This window comes from Streptomyces sp. NPDC017993 (assembly GCF_044328065.1).
In the GTDB taxonomy this organism is placed as follows: domain Bacteria; phylum Actinomycetota; class Actinomycetes; order Streptomycetales; family Streptomycetaceae; genus Streptomyces.
Genome location: NZ_JBIRGO010000002.1, coordinates 486,273 through 508,634, shown reverse-complemented (window position 1 = coordinate 508,634; position 22,362 = coordinate 486,273). Strand labels below are relative to the sequence as shown.

The 22,362-nt window shown below is 69.8% G+C and carries 18 protein-coding genes and 4 tRNA genes; 11 read left to right on the top strand and 11 right to left on the bottom strand.

The window, feature by feature from the left end; genetic code table 11:
• Positions 1-81: 81 nt before the first annotated feature.
• The 3 genes from hrpA (at position 82) to ACH4FH_RS05255 (ending at position 5,081) form a co-directional block, all read left to right on the top strand.
• Positions 82-4,167, top strand: a complete 4,086-nt coding sequence (hrpA, locus tag ACH4FH_RS05265) for an ATP-dependent RNA helicase HrpA (protein WP_398554365.1) — start codon at positions 82-84, stop codon at positions 4,165-4,167.
• A gap of 95 nt (positions 4,168-4,262) precedes the next feature.
• Positions 4,263-4,337, top strand: a tRNA-Asp gene (locus ACH4FH_RS05260).
• A gap of 510 nt (positions 4,338-4,847) precedes the next feature.
• On the top strand, positions 4,848-5,081 hold the full coding sequence (locus ACH4FH_RS05255) for a DUF6274 family protein (protein WP_398554364.1): 234 nt from the start codon (positions 4,848-4,850) through the stop codon (positions 5,079-5,081).
• A gap of 530 nt (positions 5,082-5,611) precedes the next feature.
• Here ACH4FH_RS05255 and bldC read toward each other — a convergent pair.
• Positions 5,612-5,818, bottom strand: a complete 207-nt coding sequence (gene bldC, locus ACH4FH_RS05250) for a developmental transcriptional regulator BldC (protein ID WP_003949541.1) — start codon at positions 5,816-5,818, stop codon at positions 5,612-5,614.
• A gap of 502 nt (positions 5,819-6,320) precedes the next feature.
• Positions 6,321-7,157, bottom strand: a complete 837-nt coding sequence (locus tag ACH4FH_RS05245) for a hypothetical protein (RefSeq protein ID WP_398554363.1) — start codon at positions 7,155-7,157, stop codon at positions 6,321-6,323.
• A gap of 198 nt (positions 7,158-7,355) precedes the next feature.
• On the opposite strand from ACH4FH_RS05245, the gene ACH4FH_RS05240 reads away from it, so the two are divergent.
• Together ACH4FH_RS05240 and ACH4FH_RS05235 are read left to right on the top strand one after the other, a co-directional pair.
• Positions 7,356-8,474 (top strand): Leu/Phe/Val dehydrogenase, encoded by a 1,119-nt coding sequence (locus ACH4FH_RS05240; RefSeq protein ID WP_398554362.1) that lies wholly within the window; start codon positions 7,356-7,358, stop codon positions 8,472-8,474.
• Positions 8,475-8,798: 324 nt separating this feature from the next.
• Positions 8,799-9,047 carry a DUF3073 domain-containing protein gene (locus tag ACH4FH_RS05235; RefSeq protein WP_393893236.1) on the top strand — a complete coding sequence of 83 codons (249 nt, stop codon included), beginning with the start codon at positions 8,799-8,801 and terminating at the stop codon, positions 9,045-9,047.
• Positions 9,048-9,211: 164 nt separating this feature from the next.
• On the opposite strand, the gene purM is transcribed toward ACH4FH_RS05235, so the two are convergent.
• A complete protein-coding gene (gene purM, locus ACH4FH_RS05230) occupies positions 9,212-10,306 on the bottom strand; it encodes a phosphoribosylformylglycinamidine cyclo-ligase (RefSeq protein ID WP_398554361.1) in 1,095 nt (364 codons plus the stop codon).
• Positions 10,307-10,338: 32 nt separating this feature from the next.
• Positions 10,339-11,898 (bottom strand): amidophosphoribosyltransferase, encoded by a 1,560-nt coding sequence (purF, locus tag ACH4FH_RS05225; RefSeq protein ID WP_398554360.1) that lies wholly within the window; start codon positions 11,896-11,898, stop codon positions 10,339-10,341.
• 43 nt (positions 11,899-11,941) lie between these two features.
• Here purF and ACH4FH_RS05220 point away from each other — a divergent pair, with 43 nt between their 5' ends.
• Both ACH4FH_RS05220 and ACH4FH_RS05215 read left to right on the top strand, forming a co-directional pair.
• The gene (locus tag ACH4FH_RS05220; RefSeq protein WP_398554359.1) at positions 11,942-12,151 is read left to right on the top strand and encodes a putative leader peptide; all 210 of its coding nucleotides are present in this window, start codon (positions 11,942-11,944) and stop codon (positions 12,149-12,151) included.
• Between the two features lie 272 nt (positions 12,152-12,423).
• Positions 12,424-13,986, top strand: coding sequence for a sulfatase (locus ACH4FH_RS05215; protein ID WP_398554358.1), 1,563 nt, complete (start codon positions 12,424-12,426; stop codon positions 13,984-13,986).
• Between the two features lie 55 nt (positions 13,987-14,041).
• Here the strand turns inward: ACH4FH_RS05215 and ACH4FH_RS05210 are convergent, their stop codons facing one another.
• From ACH4FH_RS05210 to purS, 6 genes are all read right to left on the bottom strand, one after another.
• A complete protein-coding gene (locus tag ACH4FH_RS05210) occupies positions 14,042-14,833 on the bottom strand; it encodes a sterol carrier family protein (protein WP_398554357.1) in 792 nt (263 codons plus the stop codon).
• A 110-nt stretch (positions 14,834-14,943) separates the two neighbouring features.
• The gene (locus ACH4FH_RS05205; protein WP_398554356.1) at positions 14,944-15,789 is read right to left on the bottom strand and encodes a M23 family metallopeptidase; all 846 of its coding nucleotides are present in this window, start codon (positions 15,787-15,789) and stop codon (positions 14,944-14,946) included.
• A gap of 29 nt (positions 15,790-15,818) precedes the next feature.
• Positions 15,819-16,331 (bottom strand): ArsR/SmtB family transcription factor, encoded by a 513-nt coding sequence (locus ACH4FH_RS05200; RefSeq protein ID WP_398554355.1) that lies wholly within the window; start codon positions 16,329-16,331, stop codon positions 15,819-15,821.
• Between the two features lie 158 nt (positions 16,332-16,489).
• On the bottom strand, positions 16,490-18,739 hold the full coding sequence (gene purL / locus ACH4FH_RS05195; protein WP_398554354.1) for a phosphoribosylformylglycinamidine synthase subunit PurL: 2,250 nt from the start codon (positions 18,737-18,739) through the stop codon (positions 16,490-16,492).
• A complete protein-coding gene (purQ, locus tag ACH4FH_RS05190) occupies positions 18,739-19,419 on the bottom strand; it encodes a phosphoribosylformylglycinamidine synthase subunit PurQ (RefSeq protein ID WP_398554353.1) in 681 nt (226 codons plus the stop codon). Before purQ ends, purL begins: the two co-directional genes overlap by 1 nt.
• On the bottom strand, positions 19,416-19,661 hold the full coding sequence (gene purS / locus ACH4FH_RS05185; protein ID WP_393893226.1) for a phosphoribosylformylglycinamidine synthase subunit PurS: 246 nt from the start codon (positions 19,659-19,661) through the stop codon (positions 19,416-19,418). The genes purQ and purS overlap by 4 nt, the downstream gene beginning before the upstream one ends.
• Before the next feature lie 299 nt (positions 19,662-19,960).
• Here purS and ACH4FH_RS05180 point away from each other — a divergent pair, with 299 nt between their 5' ends.
• From ACH4FH_RS05180 to ACH4FH_RS05165, 4 genes are all read left to right on the top strand, one after another.
• A complete protein-coding gene (locus ACH4FH_RS05180; protein ID WP_398554352.1) occupies positions 19,961-20,281 on the top strand; it encodes an Lsr2 family protein in 321 nt (106 codons plus the stop codon).
• Between the two features lie 118 nt (positions 20,282-20,399).
• Positions 20,400-20,471, top strand: a tRNA-Gly gene (locus tag ACH4FH_RS05175).
• A 74-nt stretch (positions 20,472-20,545) separates the two neighbouring features.
• Positions 20,546-20,618 (top strand) — tRNA-Gly (locus ACH4FH_RS05170).
• Positions 20,619-21,172: 554 nt separating this feature from the next.
• Positions 21,173-21,245, top strand: a tRNA-Gly gene (locus ACH4FH_RS05165).
• A 66-nt stretch (positions 21,246-21,311) separates the two neighbouring features.
• Here the strand turns inward: ACH4FH_RS05165 and ACH4FH_RS05160 are convergent.
• Positions 21,312-22,211, bottom strand: a complete 900-nt coding sequence (locus ACH4FH_RS05160) for a phosphoribosylaminoimidazolesuccinocarboxamide synthase (RefSeq protein WP_398554351.1) — start codon at positions 22,209-22,211, stop codon at positions 21,312-21,314.
• Positions 22,212-22,362 lie beyond the last annotated feature (151 nt).

The window sequence follows — 22,362 nt, the reverse complement described above, 5'->3', positions numbered from 1 at the left end:
CGCCGCGACGACCGGGTGCACCGGTTGTCGCCCGCAAATGGTTCGCCAGTCCGATCCGGGAGGTGAGATCCTGGGGGACGTATGTCCAGTCAGCCTGCCCCCGCCCTGCCCGCCCTGCTGGAGCGACTGCCCGAGCTGATGCTGCGCGACCAGCAGCGGCTGGGGCGTCGACTCGACGGCGCGCGCCGGATCCGTAAGCCCGAGGCCCGAGCGGCCGTGCTCGCCGAGATCTCCGACGGCATCGAGGAGGCGGAGCTGCGCGTCGCCCAGCGGCGCGCCGCGGTGCCCGACATCACCTACCCGGAAGAACTCCCGGTCAGCCAGAAGAAGGACGAGATCGCCGCCGCGATCCGCGACCACCAGGTCGTGATCGTCGCGGGCGAGACCGGGTCCGGCAAGACGACCCAGATCCCCAAGATCTGCCTGGAGCTCGGACGGGGCGTCCGCGGCCTCATCGGGCACACCCAGCCCCGCCGGATCGCGGCCCGTACGGTCGCCGAGCGGGTGGCCGAGGAGCTGAAGACCCCGCTGGGCGAGGCGGTCGGCTGGAAGGTGCGGTTCACCGACCAGGTCGGCGGCGAGACCCTCGTCAAGCTGATGACCGACGGCATCCTGCTCGCCGAGATCCAGACGGACCGCGAGCTGCGCCAGTACGACACGATCATCATCGACGAGGCGCACGAGCGCAGCCTCAACATCGACTTCATCCTCGGCTATCTGGCGCAGCTGCTGCCCAAGCGCCCGGATCTGAAGGTCGTGATCACCTCCGCGACCATCGACCCCGAGCGGTTCGCCAGGCACTTCGGCAGTTTCACCGCGGTGGACGCCGGGGCCGCCGAGGACACGGCCCCGGAGGGCGGGGCGGCGCCCGCCGGCGCCCCGATCGTCGAGGTCTCCGGCCGGACGTATCCGGTCGAGGTCCGCTACCGCCCGCTGCTGGAGGAGGGCGGCCAGGAAGGCGACCGCGACCAGATCACCGCGATCTGCGACGCCGTCGACGAGCTCCAGGCCGCGGGACCCGGCGACATCCTGGTCTTCCTCTCCGGCGAGCGCGAGATCCGCGACACCGCCGACGCGCTCAACAAGAAGAACCTGCGGTCCACCGAAGTGCTGCCGCTGTACGCACGGCTCTCGCACGCAGAGCAGCACCGCGTCTTCCAGCGGCACACCGGCCGCCGGATCGTGCTCGCCACGAACGTCGCGGAGACCTCGCTGACCGTCCCCGGCATCCGGTACGTCATCGACCCGGGCATGGCGCGGATCTCCCGCTACAGCTTCCGTACCAAGGTGCAGCGGCTGCCGATCGAGCCGATTTCACAGGCCAGCGCCAACCAGCGCAAGGGCCGCTGCGGGCGTACCAGCGACGGCATCTGCATCCGGCTGTACTCCGAGGACGACTTCGTCAGCCGCCCGGAGTTCACCGACGCCGAGATCCTGCGCACCAACCTCGCCTCCGTCATCCTGCAGATGACCGCGGCCGGCCTCGGCGACATCGAGAAGTTCCCCTTCATCGACCCGCCGGACCGCCGCAACATCAAGGACGGCATCGATCTGCTGCACGAGCTCGGCGCGCTGGACGGCAAGCCGAAGTCAGGCGGCTCCGGGCGGCCGGGGCAGAAGGGGGAGCAGCGGCTCACCCCGCTCGGCCGCAAGCTCTCCCAGCTGCCGGTCGACCCGCGGCTGGCCCGGATGGTGCTGGAGGCCGACCGCAACGGCTGTGTCCGCGAGGTCATGGTGATCGCGGCGGCGCTGTCCATCCAGGACCCCCGCGAGCGGCCCTCCGACAAACAGCAGCAGGCCGACCAGCAGCACGCCCGTTTCAAGGACGAGACCAGCGACTTCCTCGCCTTCCTCAACCTCTGGCGCTATGTCCGGGAGCAGCAGAAGGCACTCTCGTCGTCGGCATTCCGGCGAATGTGCCGGTCCGAGTTCCTGAACTACCTGCGGATACGCGAGTGGCAGGACATCTACTCCCAGCTGCGCTCGGTCGCCAAGACCATGGGCATTCACCTCAGCGAGGAGGATGCGGCGCCCGACCATATTCACACCTCCCTGCTCTCCGGTTTGCTTTCGCATATCGGACTCAAGGAAACGGACGCCAAGAACGAGTATCTGGGCGCCCGCAGCGCCAAGTTCGCGGTCTTCCCCGGCTCCGCGCTCTTCAAGAAGCCACCGCGCTGGATCATGTCCGCGGAGCTGGTCGAGACGTCCCGCCTGTGGGCGCGGGTGAACGCCAGGATCGAGCCGGAGTGGGTCGAGCCGCTGGCGCAGCACCTGGTGAAGCGGACGTACAGCGAGCCGCACTGGGAGCAGAAGATGGCGGCGGTGATGGCGTACGAGCGGGTGACGCTCTACGGCGTCCCGATCGTCGCCCAGCGGAAGATCACCTACGGCCGCATCGACCCGGAGACCTCACGGGACCTGTTCATCCGTAACGCCCTGGTGGAGGGCGACTGGCGCACGCACCACCAGTTCTTCCATGACAACCGCAAACTCCTCGGCGAGGTGGAGGAGTTGGAGCACCGCGCCCGGCGCCGCGACATCCTCGTCGACGACGAGACGCTCTTCGACTTCTACGACCAGCGCATTCCGGCGGACATCGTCTCGGGGGCGCACTTCGACGCCTGGTGGAAGAAACGAGGCCATGCCGACGGCCCGGACCCGGAGCTGCTGAACTTCGAGCAATCCATGCTCATCAACGAATCCGCGGAAGCCGTCACCAAGGACGACTACCCGGATTCCTGGCGCCAGGGAAAGCTGAAGTTCAAGGTCACCTACCAGTTCGAGCCCGGCGCGGACGCGGACGGCGTGACAGTCCATGTGCCGCTCCAGGTCCTCAACCAGGTCTCCTCCGAGGGCTTCGACTGGCAGATTCCCGGCCTGCGCGAGCAGCTGGTGACGGAGCTGATCCGCTCACTGCCCAAGCCGATCCGCCGCAACTACGTCCCGGCGCCGAACTTCGCGGTCCGGTTCCTGGACTCCACCGTGCCGTTGCAGGGGGCCCTGACCGCATCGCTGGCCGCCGGTCTCCAGCGGATGGTGGGCGTGCCGGTGCAGGCGGGGGACTTCGACACCGCCAAGGTCCCCGACCACCTCAAGATCACCTTCCGGGTGGTCGACGAGCGGCGCCGCAAGCTCGCCGAGGCCAAGGATCTCGAAGCGCTGCGGATCCAGCTGAAGCCGAAGACCCGGGAGGCCATCTCCAAGGCCTTCGAGCAGGCCGCCGACCGGCCCGCGAGGGACGGCAAGGACGGCAAGGGGGCCAAGGGCGACGGCTCCGCGCCGGCAGGACCGGAGCAGCGGACCGGCCTGACGTCCTGGACGATCGGCACGCTTGCGCGCACCTTCGAGACCCGGCGCGCGGGCCAGCCGCTCAAGGCGTACCCGGCCCTGGTGGACGAGGGCAGCAGCGTCGCCGTACGCCTCTTCGACACCGAGGCGGAGCAGCTGCAGGCCATGTGGGCGGGCACCCGCAGGCTCATCCTGCTCAATGTCGCCTCCAACCCGGCGAAGTTCGCCCAGGACAAGCTGAGCAATCAGCACAAGCTCGCGCTGTCCCGCAATCCGCACGGCTCCATCGCGGCGCTGTTCGAGGACTGTGTGACGGCCGCAGCCGACCGCCTCATCGCGTCGCGCGGCGGTCCCGCGTGGGACGAGGAGTCCTTCCGGAAGCTCTTCGACGCGGTACGCGCCGATCTGGTGGACGCGACGCTGAAGACCATTCAGCAGGTCCAGGAGGTGCTGGCCGCCTGGCAGGCGTGTGAGCGCCGGCTGAAGGCGACGACGTTCCCCTCCCTGCTGCCGTCGTTGGCGGACGTCAAGGAGCAGCTGGCAGCGCTCATCAAGCCGGGGTTCGTCACCGCGCACGGCGCCAAGCGGCTGCCGGACCTGATGCGCTATCTGGTGGCCATCGACCGGCGCCTGCAGCAGCTGCCCACCAACGCCGAGCGGGATCGCACCCGGATGGCGAAGGTGAAGGAGATGCAGGACGAATACGCCTGGCTGCTGGAGCAGTTCCCCCAGGGCCGCCCGGTGCCGGCCGCGGCCCGGGAGATCCGCTGGATGATCGAGGAGCTGCGGGTGAGCTACTTCGCGCACGCGCTGGGGACCGCCTACCCGGTCTCGGACAAGCGCATCGTGAAGGCCGTGGACGCCGCGGCGCCGTAGCCGCGGGCAGCCACCGGCATCGAGTTCGACCGCACCCCCTGACCTGCTGTACAGTCTTGCTTCGCAGCCCGCCGCAAGCGGAAAGCGAAACGCAAGGTCCTGTGGAGCAGTTTGGAGTGCTCGCCACCCTGTCAAGGTGGAGGCCGCGGGTTCAAATCCCGTCAGGACCGCATGAGTTACGGCCCGCATCCTTCTCGGATGCGGGCCGTAGCGCGTTTCGGGCCGTAGCTCGACGCACGCCGCGGCGCTTCCTGGGCCCGGCACCTTCCGCCTCGCAGCGTCCCCATGGCGGTGGAGGCCCGAGGCCATGTCGGCCCGACGCCGAGGAGGCCCGACACCGAGGAGCGGCCCGACGCCGAGGAGACTCGACGCCGCGGAGCGGCCCGGGGCCCATGAGCGCCTCGGACCGGAGTGGCGGATTCCGGGCCGGGCGCACCGCAGCCTCCCTGGCGACGCCACCGCCTCTCCCCCGCGCCCGCCGCCCGCGTCCCCGCAGGCAGCCGCCCTCGCCACTGCTCACCGCCCGCAGCCGGCATGACCTCTCCGAACGCCCCGTCCGGACGGCCCGCCCACGTTGGCGCGAAGGTGCGGGTGGCGGCAGCGGCCGCCCGCTGCCGTCTTGACGGGCGTGGACGCCACCGGTACTCACAGAGGAGGCGCGGGGGTGGGAGGTACGTGCGATGACGACACGGGCGAGGCACGCGACCAGGGCACTGCTGCGTGCCCATCTGTCGGCCGCGGCGGGCTACCGCCATCTGACGCGGCACTGCCCCATCTGCCACCAGCTGCTACGGCTCGCCATGGAGCCGCACAGGGGCCGCCCGGGGGCCTCGGCGCCCGAGACCGGCGCCGCATCCTCCCCGGCCGCATGCGGACCCTCGGGCGCGGACGGCGAAAGCCCCTCGCCCCGTTGACCAAAGTCGCCTCCCTCACCGCCCGTGCGGTGGGAGGCTGTTGAGCGGCAGCGTCGAAAGTGCAATACCGCAGCGGCCGTACCGCCTTCAAGGACTGCGCCGTGTGACGGGTGTCACCGAACAACTTTTGCGAAGTAGGGAACTTACACCCCCCCTACAACCCGTCAATTTAATATGTGCAATTGCACCCTCCCCCTGGCGACTTCGGAACGAGACCGTGGGGTCCGCGCAGGCAGCCCCTCAGAGGGGCCCTGTGGGCACGCAGGACGCCCCGCGGGGCGCCATGGGCGCCGGGCCGACCCGGCCGTGCCGGCGGGCCGAGCAGCGGGCGCACACAAAAAAAATCGCGCTGGACCCGGCGGAGTCCAGCGCGATCGGTGACGTACCCAGGTGGAGCGGGTGTGGGGCCTGTTGGGGCAGGCACCGCGTCGGTGTAGCTGTGGAGCTTGGGTGGAGCAGGTCGAGCTATGTGGTGCCAAGTGGGCATTTTCGGGTTGGGGGCCCCGAAAACGGCCTGGCTATGCGGTTATTCAGGCCTCGCTGCGCTGCTGCGGGATACCCGCAAGCAGTGCGCGGACCTCAGCCTCGCGGTAACGCCGATGCCCTCCGAGCGTGCGGATGGACGTGAGCTTGCCTGCCTTGGCCCAGCGGGTCACCGTCTTCGGGTCCACGCGGAACATCGTGGCGACCTCAGCAGGGGTAAGCAGCGGCTCGGCGTCAGGGGTGCGAGCGGTCATGAGCGGCCTCCTCGGGAGAACCGAACCATCACGGTTCTTTCCTCTAAATTCTGCACCTTGACCCACGTTGCCCGAAATGGCGGACGCGGGCCGAGTCGGTTATAGGACGAACGGCTTGTCCTCGGCACTACAACTACACCATCCGTCCAGCCACGTCGGCCAAACCGATGGAATTGCCCTCTCAGGTGTTCAACCTCGGCGGAAGCCGATGGACCATGCCATAGCGGACAGTCACACCCCCGTGACGATCAGTCACAACGGGATTAGTCGCCAGGAAACCCTCAAGGAGCGCAATACCGATCTATCCGCCCTTAGTTAGGCGGAAGGAGCCCCAGTCAGGCTCCTTGTCCTATTTTGGCACGAGGGTATGGCTTGAGAGCAAGACCCGAAGTCAGTGCTTTAGGTCACGCTTGGGGCAATCGCCCGGATCAGGACCTACGTCCCCCGGCGTCAGGCCCGGGATGACAGGCCCTGCCCGGCGTCATGCCGCAGCTCCGGACATTCAGCTGGAGAACTGACGTTCGCGCACCGCACGCCATCGGTCGGACAGCTTCTCGTACGCGATGCCGGCCCGCTCGCCGTCCCCGTCGCGCAGCGCCGCCAGTCCCTCCGCCACTTCCGCGGCGGAGCGGTCCTCGGCGAGCTGCTCCTCGGGCACCGCGTGCACCAGGCCTCCGTAATCCAGCTCCACGAGCGAACGCGGGTGGAATTCCTCGAGCCAGCGCCCCACATCTACCAGGCCGTCGATCAGCGGCCCCTCTTCCAAGGTGTCGCGCAGCGTCCGCAGTCCGCGCGCGACGCGACGCCGGGCCTGCACCATCGGCGTCCGGTAACGCATATGCAGCCCCTGGTCACTCTTCGTGTACTCGCGCTCCTCGTCGTCGAAGAGCACGAACCAGCGGACCGGAACGTGCCAGGTCGCGCCGCGGATCCAGGGTCTGGCGTCCGGATTGCGCTCCCGCCACTGTTCGTAGTCGGTGGCCGCCTGCCGCCGCACGACCGGCGGCAGCGCCGCGTCCAGCACGGGCGCCGGCAGCAGCTCCTCCAGGGCCTCCAGCGCCTGCCAGCCGCGCAACCGCGTGCGCCACGGACAGACGCACGTGACGCCGTCCACATCGGCCACGAAGGCGTCCGCGCTCTCGTGCACCGGCACCGGCACCGGCGGGGTCGGCAGGAGATCGGCCAGCGCCCGGCGCTGCTCGTCCTGAGCCGTGGGGGTGTGCTCGCGCTCGGCGTACCGCGCCCAGTGGGAGCGCTCGGGCTCCGGGAACGCTGCCAGCGGCTCGTAGACCCGCAGATATGCCACATACGGGACCATCACCGACGACGCCAAGGCCACGCCCGCTCCTTTTCAGGGAAGTCCACCTCCGGGAGGAGTTGCCCACCTCCGCCCCGGCCCGGGATACGGGCAGATCGTCCCATGCCCGTCCCCCGAGCGAGGGTGATCCGCGGCACCTGACCGATCAACGGGGCCCCGAGGTCTTACGCTCTTCCCGACCGGCCCTCCCCACCCGCACGAGGGCGTCCTTCGCGACTTATGGGAGTCACCACAGTGACTGACGTACGTCCTGCCTCCGTCAGTGCCGACGGCGGCGTTCTGCACACCCTGTTCCGATCGGAGCAGGGCGGCCACGAGCAAGTCGTTCTCTGCCAGGACCGCGCCAGCGGCCTCCGGGCCGTGATCGCCCTCCACAGCACCGCACTGGGCCCCGCCCTGGGCGGTACCCGCTTCCACGCGTACGCCTCCGAGGAGGAGGCCGTGCTGGACGCGCTCAACCTCTCGCGCGGTATGTCCTACAAGAACGCGCTCGCCGGCCTGGAGCACGGCGGCGGCAAGGCCGTGATCATCGGCGACCCCGACGTGATCAAGACCGAGGAGCTGCTGCTCGCCTACGGCCGCTTCGTGGCCTCTCTGGGCGGCCGCTACGTCACCGCGTGCGATGTCGGCACCTACGTCGCCGACATGGACGTGGTGGCCCGTACGAACAAGTGGACCACCGGCCGCTCGCCCGAGAACGGCGGCGCCGGCGACTCCTCCGTCCTGACCGCCTTCGGCGTCTACCAGGGCATGCGCGCCTCGGCCCAGCACCAGTGGGGCGACCCGACACTGCGCGACCGCAAGGTCGGCGTGGCAGGGGTCGGCAAGGTGGGCCACCACCTCGTCGAGCACCTCCTCAAGGACGGCGCGGAGGTCGTGATCACGGACGTCCGTGGCGAGTCGGTGGACCGGATCCGCGCCAAGCACCCCCAGGTGACCGCCGTCGCCGACACCGAGGCGCTGATCCGCACCGAGGGCCTGGACATCTACGCGCCGTGCGCGCTGGGCGGCGCGCTGAGCGACGAGTCGGTGCGGGTGCTGACCGCGAAGGTGGTGTGCGGGGCGGCCAACAACCAGCTCGCACACCCCGGCGTCGAGAAGGACCTGTCCGACCGCGGCATCCTCTACGCCCCGGATTACGTCGTGAACGCGGGCGGCGTCATCCAGGTGGCCGATGAGCTGCACGGCTTCGACTTCGACCGCTGCAAGGCCAAGGCGACGAAGATCTTCGACACCACGCTGGCGATATTCGCTCGTGCGAAGACGGACGGGATCCCGCCCGCCGCCGCGGCCGACCGACTGGCCGAAACGCGTATGGCCGAGGCCCGGCGCGCCTGACGGACCGGGGGCGCTTCGGGAGCGCCCCCATGGCCGGAAACACGGCCTTGCGCGACCCGCCACGGGTGATCGAGGAGACTTCCCTCACCACCCGTCGGCGGGTCGCCGTACAGGACAGGTTAAAATCGCAGTTGACCAGCGGGAAAAGGGTGCCTCGCGGGTCGTGCCGAGCAGTGGGTGATGCGGGCGACGTACCGAACGGCCGCGGAAGCAGGTACCGTTAAAGCCCTACAGACCGGCCTCTCTGTCGAGAGTCCGTTCTGAATCATGAACGCGTGTCAAGACTCTGGGGCCATCGAGCCCCGTCATTGAGGGGGTCGACCCATGGGGCGCGGCCGGGCCAAGGCCAAGCAGACAAAGGTCGCCCGCCAGCTGAAGTACAGCAGCGGTGGGACGGATCTCTCACGACTGGCCGACGAGCTGGGTGCATCGCCGTCGAACCAGCAGCCTCCGAACGGGGAACCGTTCGAGGATGACGAGGACGACGACGACCCGTACGCACAGTACGCGGATCGGTACAACGACGATGATGAGGACGAGGGCGACTCGTCCGACCAGCGTCGTCGCGCCTGACGCCCTGTGCGTACCAGGCTCTGACAACAGACAGCATCGAGAACCCGGTCCAGGCCAGTGCCAGGACCGGGTTCTGTGCTGCCCGGGTGGCCGCGGAGCCGGCACCGAAGCAGCCGCCGATGTGGGCACCGAAGTGGCCGCCGGATGAGCGGCGGCCACTCAGATCAGCTCGCGTACTCACCGGTCAGGGTCACCGCGTCGGCACGGTCGCCGCGCTCGGAGATCTCGCCGCTGACCCAGGCGTCCACACCGCGGTCGGCGAGCGTGGCCAGTGCGACATCCACCGACTCCTGCGGGACGACGGCGATCATGCCGACGCCCATGTTCAGGGTCTTCTCCAGCTCCAGGCGCTCGACCGAGCCGGCCGAGCCGACCAGGTCGAAGACCGGACCCGGCGTCCAGGTGGAGCGGTCGACGGTGGCGTGCAGACCGTCCGGGATCACCCGGGCGAGGTTGTTCGCCAGGCCGCCGCCGGTGATGTGCGAGAAGGCGTGCACCTCGGTCGTACGCGTCAGCGCCAGGCAGTCCAGCGAGTAGATCTTGGTGGGCTCCAGCAGCTCCTCGCCGAGGGTCCGGCCGAACTCCGGAATCTGCTGGTCCAGGGCGAGACCGGCGCGGTCGAACAGCACGTGGCGGACCAGGGAGTACCCGTTCGAGTGAAGTCCGGAGGACGCCATGGAGATCACGGCGTCGCCCGTCCGGATGCGATCCGCACCCAGCACCCGGTCGGCCTCGACCACGCCCGTCCCGGCGCCGGCGACGTCGAACTCGTCCACGCCCAGCAGCCCCGGGTGCTCGGCGGTCTCGCCGCCGACCAGCGCGCAGCCGGCCAGCACACAGCCCTCGGCGATGCCCTTGACGATCGCGGCGACGCGCTCGGGGAAGACCTTGCCGACGCAGATGTAGTCGGTCATGAACAGCGGCTCGGCGCCGCAGACGACCAGGTCGTCGACGACCATGCCGACGAGGTCGTGACCGATGCTGTCGTACACGCCCATCTTGCGGGCGATGTCGACCTTCGTGCCGACGCCGTCGGTGGCCGAGGCCAGCAGCGGGCGCTCGTAGCGCTTGAGCGCGGACGCGTCGAAGAGGCCGGCGAAGCCGCCGAGCCCGCCGACGACCTCGGGGCGGGTGGCCTTCTTGACCCACTCCTTCATGAGGTCCACGGCGCGGTCGCCCGCTTCGATGTCGACACCCGCCGCCGCGTAGCTGGCACCAGCGCCCGCGGACTGCGCAGGCTCAAAGGAATCGGTAGGCATGGCCCAGAACTTTCGTGTCGTGTGTGTGCGAGCTACGGGCGGCGCAGCGCGTCGGCGCCGCCGACCCCGGCCGTCAGCGTCTCGACGCCGTCCAGGTCCGGCTTGGCCTTACCGGCGGTCTCCGACTCCAGGAGGTGCTTGCCCAGCAGCTCCGGGTCGGGCAGATCCATCGGGTATTCGCCGTCGAAGCAGGCGCGGCACAGATTCGGCTTGGCGATGGTGGTCGCCTCGATCATGCCGTCGATGGAGATGTACGAGAGCGAATCGGCGCCCAGCGACTTGCCGATCTCTTCCACGCTCAGCCCATTGGCGATCAGCTCCGCGCGCGTGGCGAAGTCGATGCCGAAGAAGCAGGGCCACTTGATCGGCGGGGAGGAGATCCGGATGTGGACCTCCAGCGCGCCGGCCTCGCGGAGCATCCGCACCAGGGCGCGCTGGGTGTTGCCGCGGACGATCGAGTCGTCGACGACCACCAGGCGCTTGCCGCGGATGACTTCCTTGAGCGGGTTGAGCTTGAGGCGGATGCCGAGCTGCCGGATGGTCTGCGAGGGCTGGATGAAGGTCCGGCCGACGTAGGAGTTCTTGACCAGGCCGGAGCCGTACGGGATTCCGCTGGCCTCGGCGTATCCGACGGCCGCCGGGGTGCCCGACTCGGGAGTCGCTATGACGAGGTCGGCCTCGGCCGGCGCCTCGGCGGCCAGCTTGCGGCCCATCTCCACGCGGGAGAGGTACACATTGCGGCCGGCGATGTCGGTGTCCGGGCGCGCGAGGTAGACGTACTCGAAGACGCAGCCCTTGGGACGGGCCTCGGCGAAGCGGCTGCTGCGCAGACCGTCCTCATCGATGGCGACCATCTCGCCCGGCTCGATCTCCCGGATGAAGCTGGCGCCGCAGATGTCGAGGGCGGCGGTCTCGGAGGCCACCACCCAGCCGCGCTCCAGGCGACCGAGGACCAGCGGGCGGATGCCCTGCGGGTCGCGGGCGGCGTAGAGCGTGTGCTCGTCCATGAAGCAGAGCGAGAAGGCGCCCATGACCTTCGGCAGGACGCGCGGGGCGGCCTCCTCGACGGTCAGCGGCTTGCCGTCCTCGTCGACCTGGCCGGCGAGCAGCGCCGTCACGAGATCGGTGTCGTTGGTGGCCGCGACCTGGGTCGCGCGGCCGCCCTCACGGGGCAGCGCCGCGACCAGATCCGCCAGCTCGGCGGTGTTCACCAGGTTGCCGTTGTGGCCGAGCGCGATCGAGCCGTGCGCGGTCGCACGGAACGTCGGCTGCGCGTTCTCCCACACCGAGGCACCGGTGGTGGAGTAGCGGGCATGGCCCACGGCGATATGGCCCTGGAGAGAGCCGAGCGAAGTCTCGTCGAAGACCTGGGAAACCAGGCCCATGTCCTTGAAGACGAGGATCTGCGAGCCATTGCTCACTGCGATGCCCGCGGACTCCTGTCCACGGTGCTGCAGCGCATACAGCCCGAAATAGGTGAGTTTGGCGACCTCTTCACCCGGAGCCCAGACACCGAAGACGCCGCAAGCGTCCTGGGGGCCCTTCTCGCCGGGGAGCAGGTCGTGGTTGAGTCGTCCGTCACCACGTGGCACGCCTCCGAGTCTAGGGCAGGTCGCGGATTCATCCGAACCGGGGATGGCCCGACTTCTGGAGGAGTGCATGAACGGCGCGTTGCGCGTCCTTGACGTGCTCACGGCTTTGCGAGCAGGATTCCCGACCATGCAGACCCCGCAGCCCTTGGCGCGCCTGGCGTGTGGCCGAGCGGCCCACCTCGCGCGACCGCTCGTGCGGCGCCGCCACGTCGACCTCGGTCGCGTCGCCAGCGCCATGTGTCGCTGCGGATAACTGTGCTGGCTGCGCGTAGCGACGGCCGGGCCCCGAGGGCCTGCCCCACGCCGCGCACACCCTTCTGAGCTGCTCTTTCCCGGTCGGCCTCGCCGTTTCCCGCGCGCCTTTCACGCTCACTCGATATGCCCCTGGTGCGCCTTTTGCGGCTTACGTCGTCGACTGCTCGCCACGTCCGTGTGAGATACGCGACCCACCACGCTCTCACCCTGTTTCCGCGAGGCGTTATGTGACCTCGCGTCCCGAATCAACCTCTTTGGAGAGCCGTACCGATGTCATCCGTCGACCCTGGCGCGCCCGATACGCCCGCTCCCTCCCCCGAGCCCGCACTCTCCCGCCGGACCTTCGGCGGCCTGGCCGGTGCGGGCGCCGCGGCCGCCGTCGGCGGGCTCGGCGCCCTCGGCACCGTGGCGGGCGCGCCGAGCGCCGCAGCCGAGACCCCGGCACCCGGGGAGCGCCCGTTCCGGGCCACGCCGGGCCGGCACGCGCGGCGTCCCAACATCCTGTTCATCCTCGGCGACGACCTGGGGTGGGCCGATCTGTCCTCGTACGGGGCACCGGAGATCCGGACGCCGCACCTGGACCGACTGGCCCGCCAGGGCGTCCGCTTCACCCAGGCCTACTCGGGCTCGGCGACCTGCTCGCCCACCCGCTTCTCCCTGTACACGGGCCGCTACCCGGGCCGTACCAAGGGCGGCCTGGCCGAGCCGATCGCCGACCGGAGCGTGGGGCTGGAGCCTGGCCACCCCACGCTCGCCTCGCTGCTGCGCGACGCGGGCTATGCGACGGCCCTGATCGGCAAGTGGCACTGCGGCTACCTGCCGGACTACAGCCCCACCAAATCCGGCTGGGACACCTTCTTCGGGAACCTCGGCGGGGCGCTGGAGTACTACTCGAAGCTCGGACTCGCCGGGGAGTACGACCTCTACGAGGGCGACGCCGCGTACAAGGACCTGCGCTACTACACGCGGATCCTCACCGAGCGGGCCGTCGACTTCGTGACCGAGGCGGGGCAGCGGGCCGGCGAAGGCCGCGCCGGCGGAAGCCGTGCCGCGGCGGAGGGGGACGGGGCGTCCGGGGCGGACCGTTCCGGCGGGCGGACGGACCGGCCGTGGCTGCTGAACCTGAACTTCACCACTCCGCACTGGCCCTGGATCGCCGACGGCGACACGGAGCAGAGCGCGGAGATCGTCCGCAGGATCAAGGCCGGCGAGCCGGGCGCCCTGCAGCACCGGGACGGCGGCTCGCTGGAGAAGTACCGGGAGATGGTCGAGGACCTGGACCGCTCGGTCGGCGAGGTACTGGCCGCGCTGAAGCGCTCCGGGCAGGAGGAGAACACCCTCGTCTTCTTCGCGAGTGACAACGGGGGCGAACGCTGGTCGTACAACTGGCCGCTGTCCGGGAACAAGGCATCGCTCCAGGAGGGCGGCATCCGGGTGCCGACGATCGTGCGCTGGCCGTCCCGGCTCGACGCCGGCCAGGTCAGCCATGAGCCGGTGTTCACCCCGGACTGGACTGCCACCCTGCTGGAGATCGCGGGCGCCCGCCCGGACCGGGCCCATCCGCTGGACGGCACCAGCCTGGCGGGCTATCTGCTGCGCGGTGAACGGCTCGCCGAACGCGACCTGTTCTGGCGGGTGCGGGGCGAGCGGGCGCTGCGGCGCGGCGACTGGAAGTACTACCGGGGCAAGAAGGGCGCCGATCAGCTCTTCCACCTCACCGACGACCCGCGTGAGCAGGCCGACAAGGCCGCGGTCGAGCCACGGCTCCTGGCACGGCTGAAGGCCGCCTGGGAGGCGGTGGACGACACCCTGCTCGCGTATCCGGAGGGCTGAGGGGGCGGGCGGCAGGCCGGTGCCTGACCGCGACGGCCTCGGCGGCTCGGCCCTCTCAGCGCAGCACGGGCAGATACCCGCCGATGTCTGCCCGCTCACCGCTCGCGCTGACCTCGGCCGCTTCCCGCGCCGCGGACCACGTCGTGCGCCCGGTGGCGAGCCGGAGCCAGGTGAGCGGGTCGGTCTCGACGACGTTGGGAGGGGTGCCGCGGGTGTGCTTGGGGCCCTCGACGCACTGCACCACGGCGAACGGTGGCACCCGCACCTCGACCGAGTTGCCCGGGGCTTTGTGAGCCAGGGCGTCGGCGAGCAGCCGGGTGGTGGTGGCGAGTGCCTGCCGGTCGGAGGGAATGTCCTGGCCGGTCGCCCGTGCCAGGTCGTCGGTGTGCAGCACCAGCCGCACACAGCACGTGACCAGGAAGTCGTCCAGCCGCATCGCGCCGGAACCGGTCGCCAGCAGCCGGCCGTCGGGCGCGGCGGGGACCAGTTCGGCGTATCGGTCCGCGGCCCGGTCCAGCAGTACGGCGGGCTTCGCGGGAACCGACCGGGCGGCCTCGTCGCCCCCTCCGGCCGGCGGACCGGACGCGGACGGCCAGTCGACGAGAGCGATCTCCTGCCGGAGCGGCGCGGGCTGCTCCAGCAACCGGCACACGTCCTCCAGGGCCATGGCGGCACGGGCGGCCGACTCACCGGCCGTCCGGTCACCGGACAGTGCGGGCCGGTCGAGCTGCTCGGGTGTGAGGGCGCGCACGGCCTTCTGGAGGTGGCCGAACTGGGCCGGGACGGCGGCCCGGGTCTTCTTCGGGTCGTACCGGCGGGCGCGCGGCTTCCGGGCTGCGGGAGGCATACCGGTCAGGGTATGCGGCCCCTCTGACAGCGGGCCCGGACGTCCGGGCGGCCCCCCGACCAGCGGCGGCCCCCCGACCGCCGCTGGCCCGGGGGCCGCCCGGAACCGGCTCAGCTCGTCGGCGTCCGGTCCGCCCCACCGGCCACGAAGATCTCCTCGTTGCGCGGCACACCGATGCCCCGCCAGGTGAACGGCACTCCGGCCGCGGCATCCAGGTCCACGGCGTCCATCAGCTGGAAGTGCACGTGCGGCTCGGTGCTGTTGCCGGAGTTGCCGCACTGTCCGAGCGTCTGGCCGGCCGTCACCCGGTCGCCCGGAGCGATGGTCAGCGAACCGTGCCGGGCATGGGCGTAGAGCGCGTACGTGCCGTCGCCGAGGTCGAGGGTCACGTGGTTGCCGACGACGCGGCGGGCTCCTCCGAGCGACCGCACCAGCCCCTCGACGGCGAAGAAGTACACCAGCGCGAACCAGGAGGTGCGGCTGAGGTGGTCGCGCTGGCGGTCGTCGGCCACCACGACGGTGGCATCGGCGACGGCGAGCAGCGGCGCTCCGAACGCCGGGAAGTCGTCGTTACGGCGTGCCAAGGGCCACCAGCCGAAGGCAGGCCGGGAGTCGGGCTCCGGCTCCGCCACGATGTCGATGGCGTACGCCTGGCCATAAGTCCGCGTGCCGTGGCTGGGGACCTTGTCGGCGGGGCTGTTCATGGCCTTCCACCGGCCGTCGACCGGAGCGCCGACCTCGACCGGCTCGGTCCGGGGCCCGGCTTTGCCCCGGGCCTCCGCACGGGCCGCCCAGCCGCCCCCACCGAAGCTGATCAGCACCCAGAGGCCGAGGGGGACCCAGCCCCACCAGTACGGGTAGTCGACGAAGAACCCCGCCACCACCATCGCCAGGAATCCGAGCAGGCAGACGCGGGAGGCTATCTGGGAGAGCTTCCGCAAGGACGTGGACTTCATGTGCTTCCCCCTGGGGTCGGCCGGGCGTCTCAGCGTCCGGCGGCGGTGATCATCACGAGCAGCGGTACGACACGGTCGGCCGGCACCTCGTAGCGGCCGCGCGTGGCCGTGCGCAGCCAGCCGCCGGCCGTCAGCTGACGCAGGTGGTGGTAGATCTGACCCGACGTGCCCGTCCCTTCGAGTTCGGTGAGTTCGGCGGCGGTGCAGCGGCCGCCGAGGATCTCGCGCAGCAGCGTCAGCCGTACGGGCTGGCCGAGGGCCGCGAACGACTCCGCCGCCGCCGTCCAGTCGGCGTCGAGCACCGTGTCGGTGACCTGGCCGTACTGCCACTCGTAGCGCTGCCCGGCCGGGGTCCGCACGGCACCGGTGAACAGCACTCCGCCGTTCTCGGCGCCCAGCTCGGCCAGCTGGGCCTTCAGCCCGCCCAGAGCCCACAGCGCGTCGTCGGACTCCCGCTCGGGCGGGCTCGTGGTGCGGCCCGCCGACTGCTCCAGCGCGGCCAGCCGCCGTTCCAGCTCGGCCACACGTCCTTCGAGATCCATGACTGCGATATTACGTAATTACGTAACCGCAGGCAATGCCGCACCGGAGAGCCGGTCCCGTGCCCGCTCACCCCGGACAGCCGAAACGGCCCGCCAGATGTACTGGCGGGCCGTTTCGGCACTGCGAGGTTCCCGGGATCTCGACCCGGGCAACCGTCCTAAGCGATCAAGGCAGGGATCGTGCCCTCATGGGCGTCCTTCAGCTCGCTCAGCGCGATGCTGAACTGCCCCTGGATGTCGATCTCCGTCCCGTCGACCACACCGATCCTGGTGGCCGGCAGCCCCCGCGCACCGCACATGTCGGTGAAGCGGAGCTCCTCGCTGCGCGGCACCGCGACGATCGCGCGGCCGGCCGACTCCGAGAAGAGCAGCACGAACGGGTCGATCCCGTCGGGCACCACGACACGGGCGCCCTGGCCACCGCGCAGACACGACTCCACCAGCGCCTGGATCAGACCGCCGTCGGAGAGGTCGTGCGCCGCGTCAATCATGCCGTCGCGCGAGGCGGAGATCAGGATCTCCGCCAGCAGCTGCTCCCGGGCGAGATCCACCTGCGGCGGCATGCCACCGAGGTGGTCGTGCACGACCTGGGACCACGCCGAGCCGCCCAGCTCCTCGCGGGTGTCACCCAGGAGGTAGATCAGGTGGCCCTCGTCCGAGAACGCCATCGGCGTACGGCGGTTGACGTCGTCGATCACGCCCAGCACCGCGACCACCGGCGTCGGGTGGATGGCCACGTCACCGGTCTGGTTGTAGAGCGAGACGTTGCCACCCGTGACGGGCGTACCGAGGGTCTGGCAGCCGTCCGCGAGACCGCGGGTGGCCTCGGCGAACTGCCACATGACCGCCGGGTCCTCGGGCGAGCCGAAGTTCAGGCAGTCGGAGATGGCGAGCGGCTTGGCACCGGAGGCGGCGACATTGCGGTACGCCTCGGCGAGCGCCAGCTGCGCGCCGGTGTACGGGTCGAGCTTGGCGTACCGGCCGTTGCCGTCCGTGGCCACCGCGACACCGAGGTCGGAGCCCTCGTCGATCCGCACCATGCCGGAGTCCTCCGGCTGCGCGAGCACGGTGTTGCCCTGCACGAAGCGGTCGTACTGATCGGTGATCCATGCCTTGGACGCCTGGTTCGGCGAACCGACCAGCTTCAGGACCTGCGCGCGCAGCTCCTCCGCGTTCGCCGGCCGCGCCAGCTTGCCCGCGTCGTCGGCCTGGAGGGCGTCCTGCCACTCCGGGCGCGCGAAGGGCCGCTGGTAGGTCGGGCCCTCGTGGGCGACGGACCGCGGCGGGACGTCCACGATCTGCTCGCCGTGCCAGAAGATCTCCAGCTGGGAGCCGTCCGTGACCTCACCGATGACGGTCGCGATCACATCCCACTTCTCGCAGATCTCCAGGAAGCGGTCGACCTTGCCCGGCTCGACGATCGCGCACATCCGCTCCTGCGACTCGCTCATGAGGATTTCCTCGGGCGAGAGGGAGGAGTCACGCAGCGGCACGGTGTCCAGCTCGACGCGCATACCGCCGGAGCCGGCCGAGGCCAGCTCGCTGGTGGCGCAGGACAGCCCGGCGCCGCCGAGGTCCTGGATGCCGTCGACCAGGTCTTCCTTGAAGATCTCCAGGGTGCACTCGATGAGCAGCTTCTCCTGGAAGGGGTCACCGACCTGGACGGCGGGACGCTTGGCGGGCCCCGTCGAGTCGAAGGTCTCCGACGCCAGGACGGACACGCCGCCGATGCCGTCACCGCCCGTGCGGGCGCCGTAGAGGATGACCTTGTTGCCGGCGCCGGACGCCTTGGCAAGGTGGATGTCCTCATGCTTCATGACGCCCACGCACAGCGCGTTGACCAGCGGGTTTCCCTGGTAGCAGGGGTCGAAGACGACCTCGCCGCCGATGTTGGGCAGACCCAGGCAGTTGCCGTAGCCGCCGACACCCGCGACGACGCCGGGCAGCACCCGCTTGGTGTCGGGGTGGTCCGCGGCACCGAAGCGCAGCGGGTCCATCACGGCGATCGGCCGGGCGCCCATGGCGAGGATGTCGCGGACGATGCCGCCCACGCCGGTGGCCGCGCCCTGGTAGGGCTCGATGTACGAGGGGTGGTTGTGCGACTCCACCTTGAAGGTGACCGCGTACCCCTGGCCGACGTCGACGACGCCGGCGTTCTCCCCGATGCCGACGAGCAGCGCGTCGGTCTCGGGCGCCTTCTCGCCGAACTGCTTCAGATGGACCTTGCTGCTCTTGTACGAGCAGTGCTCGGACCACATGACCGAATACATGGCGAGCTCGGCGCCGGTGGGACGGCGGTCGAGAATCTCCCGGATACGCGTGTACTCGTCCTGCTTCAGGCCCAGCTCGGCCCACGGCTGGTCGGTATCCGGCGTCTCGGCTGCGTGCTTGACGGTGTCCAGAGTCATCAGGCGTTGACCAGCTTCTTCAAGATCGAGGTGAAGAATCCGAGGCCATCGGTACGGCCCGTACCGATCAGCGGCTCGACGGCGTGCTCGGGGTGCGGCATGAGGCCGACGACATTGCCCGCCTCATTGGTGATGCCGGCAATGTCGCGGAGCGAGCCGTTGGGGTTGACGTCGAGGTATCGGAACGCGACGCGACCCTCGGCCTCCAGCATGTCGAGGGTGCGCTCGTCGGCGACATAACGGCCGTCGATGTTCTTCAGCGGAACACTGATCTCCTGACCGGACTCGTAGTCCGAGGTCCAGGAGGTCTGGTTGTTCTCCACCCGCAGCTTCTGGTCGCGGCAGATGAAGTGCAGATGGTTGTTGCGCAGCATCGCGCCGGGCAGCAGGTGCGTCTCGGTGAGCACCTGGAAGCCGTTGCAGATCCCCAGGACCGGCATACCGGCCTTGGCCTGCTCGATAACGGTCTCCATCACCGGCGAGAAACGGGAGATGGCCCCGGCCCGCAGGTAGTCGCCGTAGGAGAAGCCGCCGGGCAGAACCACGGCGTCGACCTGCTTGAGGTCCTTGTCCCGGTGCCACAGCGGCACGGCTTCGGCGCCGGCGACGCGGACCGCGCGCTGGGTGTCGCGGTCGTCGAGCGTGCCGGGGAAGGTAATGACACCGATACGAGCGGTCATGATCCGACCCGAACGGTGAAGTCTTCGATGACGGTGTTGGCGAGGAAGGTCTCGGCCATCTCACGGATGCGGGCGAGGGCGGCGTCGTCGACCGGTCCCTCCACCTCAAGTTCGAAACGCTTGCCCTGACGGACGTCGGCGATCCCCTCGAAACCCAGGCGTGGCAGTGCGCGCTGCACCGCCTGGCCCTGCGGGTCGAGGATCTCCGGCTTGAGCATGACGTCGACTACGACGCGTGCCACTGGCACTCCCGGTGGTGTGGTGCGTAAGGCGGTGTACTCACAGTACCGTGTTCGAAAATCTACGCGCATAGATATCCGGAAGGCCGATCACGGTCCGGTATCGGCAGGAGTGAGTGCTGGGGAAAATCCTCGAAAAGATCTAGGGTCCGGATTGCGGCATGACACGCTGACAAAATTAACTGGGCTTCACAATGCAATGCCCATCGCTGTACAAATGAAAAAGCATTGATCCCAATCAGCCGGATCTGAAGCATCACCCCACGTCAACACGGGGTTGCTGCACGAAAGGACCGATATCCGTGGCGCAGCGAGTAGTAGTAACCCTCTCCGACGACATCGACGGGGGAGAAGCCGCCGAGACGGTCCCCTTCGGATTGGACGGGAAGTCGTACGAGATCGACCTCAATCCCGCCAATGCGAAGAAACTGCGCAGCGCCCTCGCTCCGTTCGTGGACGCCGGCCGCAAGCGCGCCAAGTCCGGGAAGGCCTACCACCGGACCTCGGTGACCGCCGATCCGGCGGCAGTCCGCGCCTGGGCCCGTTCGAACCAGATGGATGTCCCCCCGCGCGGGCGGATCCCCAAGAAGGTCTACGAGGCCTTCAACGCCGCCAACCACTAGCCGACTTACCGGCACCCCACGGCCCGCGGCAGCCGACTTGCACAGCACCCCTACTGATCAGCTAGAGTCTGGAGCACGCCGAGGGGCCAGGCCGAAAGGCCGAACCTCACGGAGTCGCGCGGGTGTAGCTCAGTAGTAGAGCGCCCTCTTTCCAAGAGGGAGGCGCAGTGTGCAATCCCTGTCACCCGCTCTGACTGCTCAACTGGTCTTTTGGATCAGGTACAGTAGCTGTCGCGCCGCTCGGTGAAAGCCGAGTGGATGCCTGCGGACGTAGCTCAGTTGGTAGAGCACCACCTTGCCAAGGTGGATGTCGCGAGTTCGAGTCTCGTCGTCCGCTCAGCGAAAGAAGGCCCCGGTCATTACGATCGGGGCCTTCTGCTATTCCGGAATGATCTCTCTCCCGCCCTTCCCTCAGCGGACGCTGTGGCCCTGGACACATTTGCCGCGTCGGTCGGGCGGGGCGACCATCGGCCGGGGTGACGGGCCGTCAACGGCACCGACCTGCGCGACCGGGCACCGGAGGCCGGGGAGGCACCGCTCTCGCCGCAGGGCTGCGGGAAAGGGCGGTCGGTCCGGGGTGAACACACAGCGCACCCGGCGTGAAGGGGAAACCGTTGCGCCGCCGCGGAGTTGAGGGAGCAGGCGGTCGGCGCCGGGGCGGGCGAGGAAAGACCTGGAGACGGGAACCGGGAGTCGGCTTTCGGGCCCGGTCGCAGCCGGCGCGGCGCGGGCCACGTCGGCATCGGGCATGACGACGCTCGCCGCTCCCCCGGCCGGCGGGAGCCCACTGCGCAGGAGCCGACCCGCGACAGCGCGCATCCCACCCGGCCGGGTTGGCTATAGTGGTGCCCGCACCGCGCACCGGCGACCTCGCCGGACAGCACGGAGCATGCGGACGTAGCTCAGTTGGTAGAGCACCACCTTGCCAAGGTGGATGTCGCGAGTTCGAGTCTCGTCGTCCGCTCAGCGAAAGAAGGCCCCGGGCCCGGTGTCACCACCGGCCCGGGGCCTTTTTCCTGTGCGGTCGTGGTCACGACCAGGGGAGACCCGTGAGGCGCTCGTATGCCTCGATGTACTTGGCGCGGGTGTGGTCGACGACCTCCTGGGGGAGGGCGGGCGGCGGCTGCTCGCTCGCGCGGTCCCAGCCGGAGGCCGGAGAGGTCAGCCAGTCGCGGACGAACTGCTTGTCGAAGGACGGCTGGGCGCGGCCCGGCTCCCACTGGTCGGCGGGCCAGAAGCGGGACGAGTCCGGCGTCAGCACCTCGTCGGCGAGCGTCAACTCCTCGCCGTTGAAGCCGAATTCGAACTTGGTGTCCGCCAGGATGAGGCCCCGCTCGCGGGCGATGTCGCGGGACCTGCTGTAGACGGCGAGTGTCAGCTGCCGGAGCTGGGCCGCGACCTCCGCGCCGACCTGGCGGGCCACCTCCTCGTAGGAGACGTTCTCGTCGTGCTCGCCGACGGCGGCCTTGGCGGCCGGGGTGAAGATCGGCGCGGGCAGTTCGGAGCCGTCGACCAGACCCTCGGGGAGCGCCAGGCCGCAGACCGTACGGCTCTGCCGGTACTCGGCGAGGCCGGAGCCGGTGAGGTAGCCGCGGGCAACGCATTCGACCGGGACCATCGCGAGGGATGTGCACACGAGGGTGCGGCCGGCCCAGTCGGCGGGGGCGCCGTCCGGGACGTCGGTGGACAGGACATGGTTGGGCGCGAGGTCGGCGAGCTGCTCGAACCACCACAGGGACAGCTGGGTGAGGACGCGGCCCTTGTCCGGGATCTCGGTGGGGAGCACCCAGTCATAGGCGGAGATCCGGTCGCTGGCGACCATGATCAGGTCGCCGGCGGCGTTCTGATAGAGGTCGCGCACCTTGCCGGTGTGCAGGTGGGTGAGCCCCGGGACCTGCACGGCCTCGGGCTTTTCTACGAAACCGGACACGCTGCCTCCGCGTAGGTTGATCCAGGAGTCCGTCCGATTCTCCCGTATGGGTGTTGCGGTGTCGCCGCAGGGTGGGTGACATCGGCCGCCGGCCGGGAACGGGGGCGTCCGCCCGGCACCCCGAGCCCGGGTCCTTTCCGCCGCGCCGGCG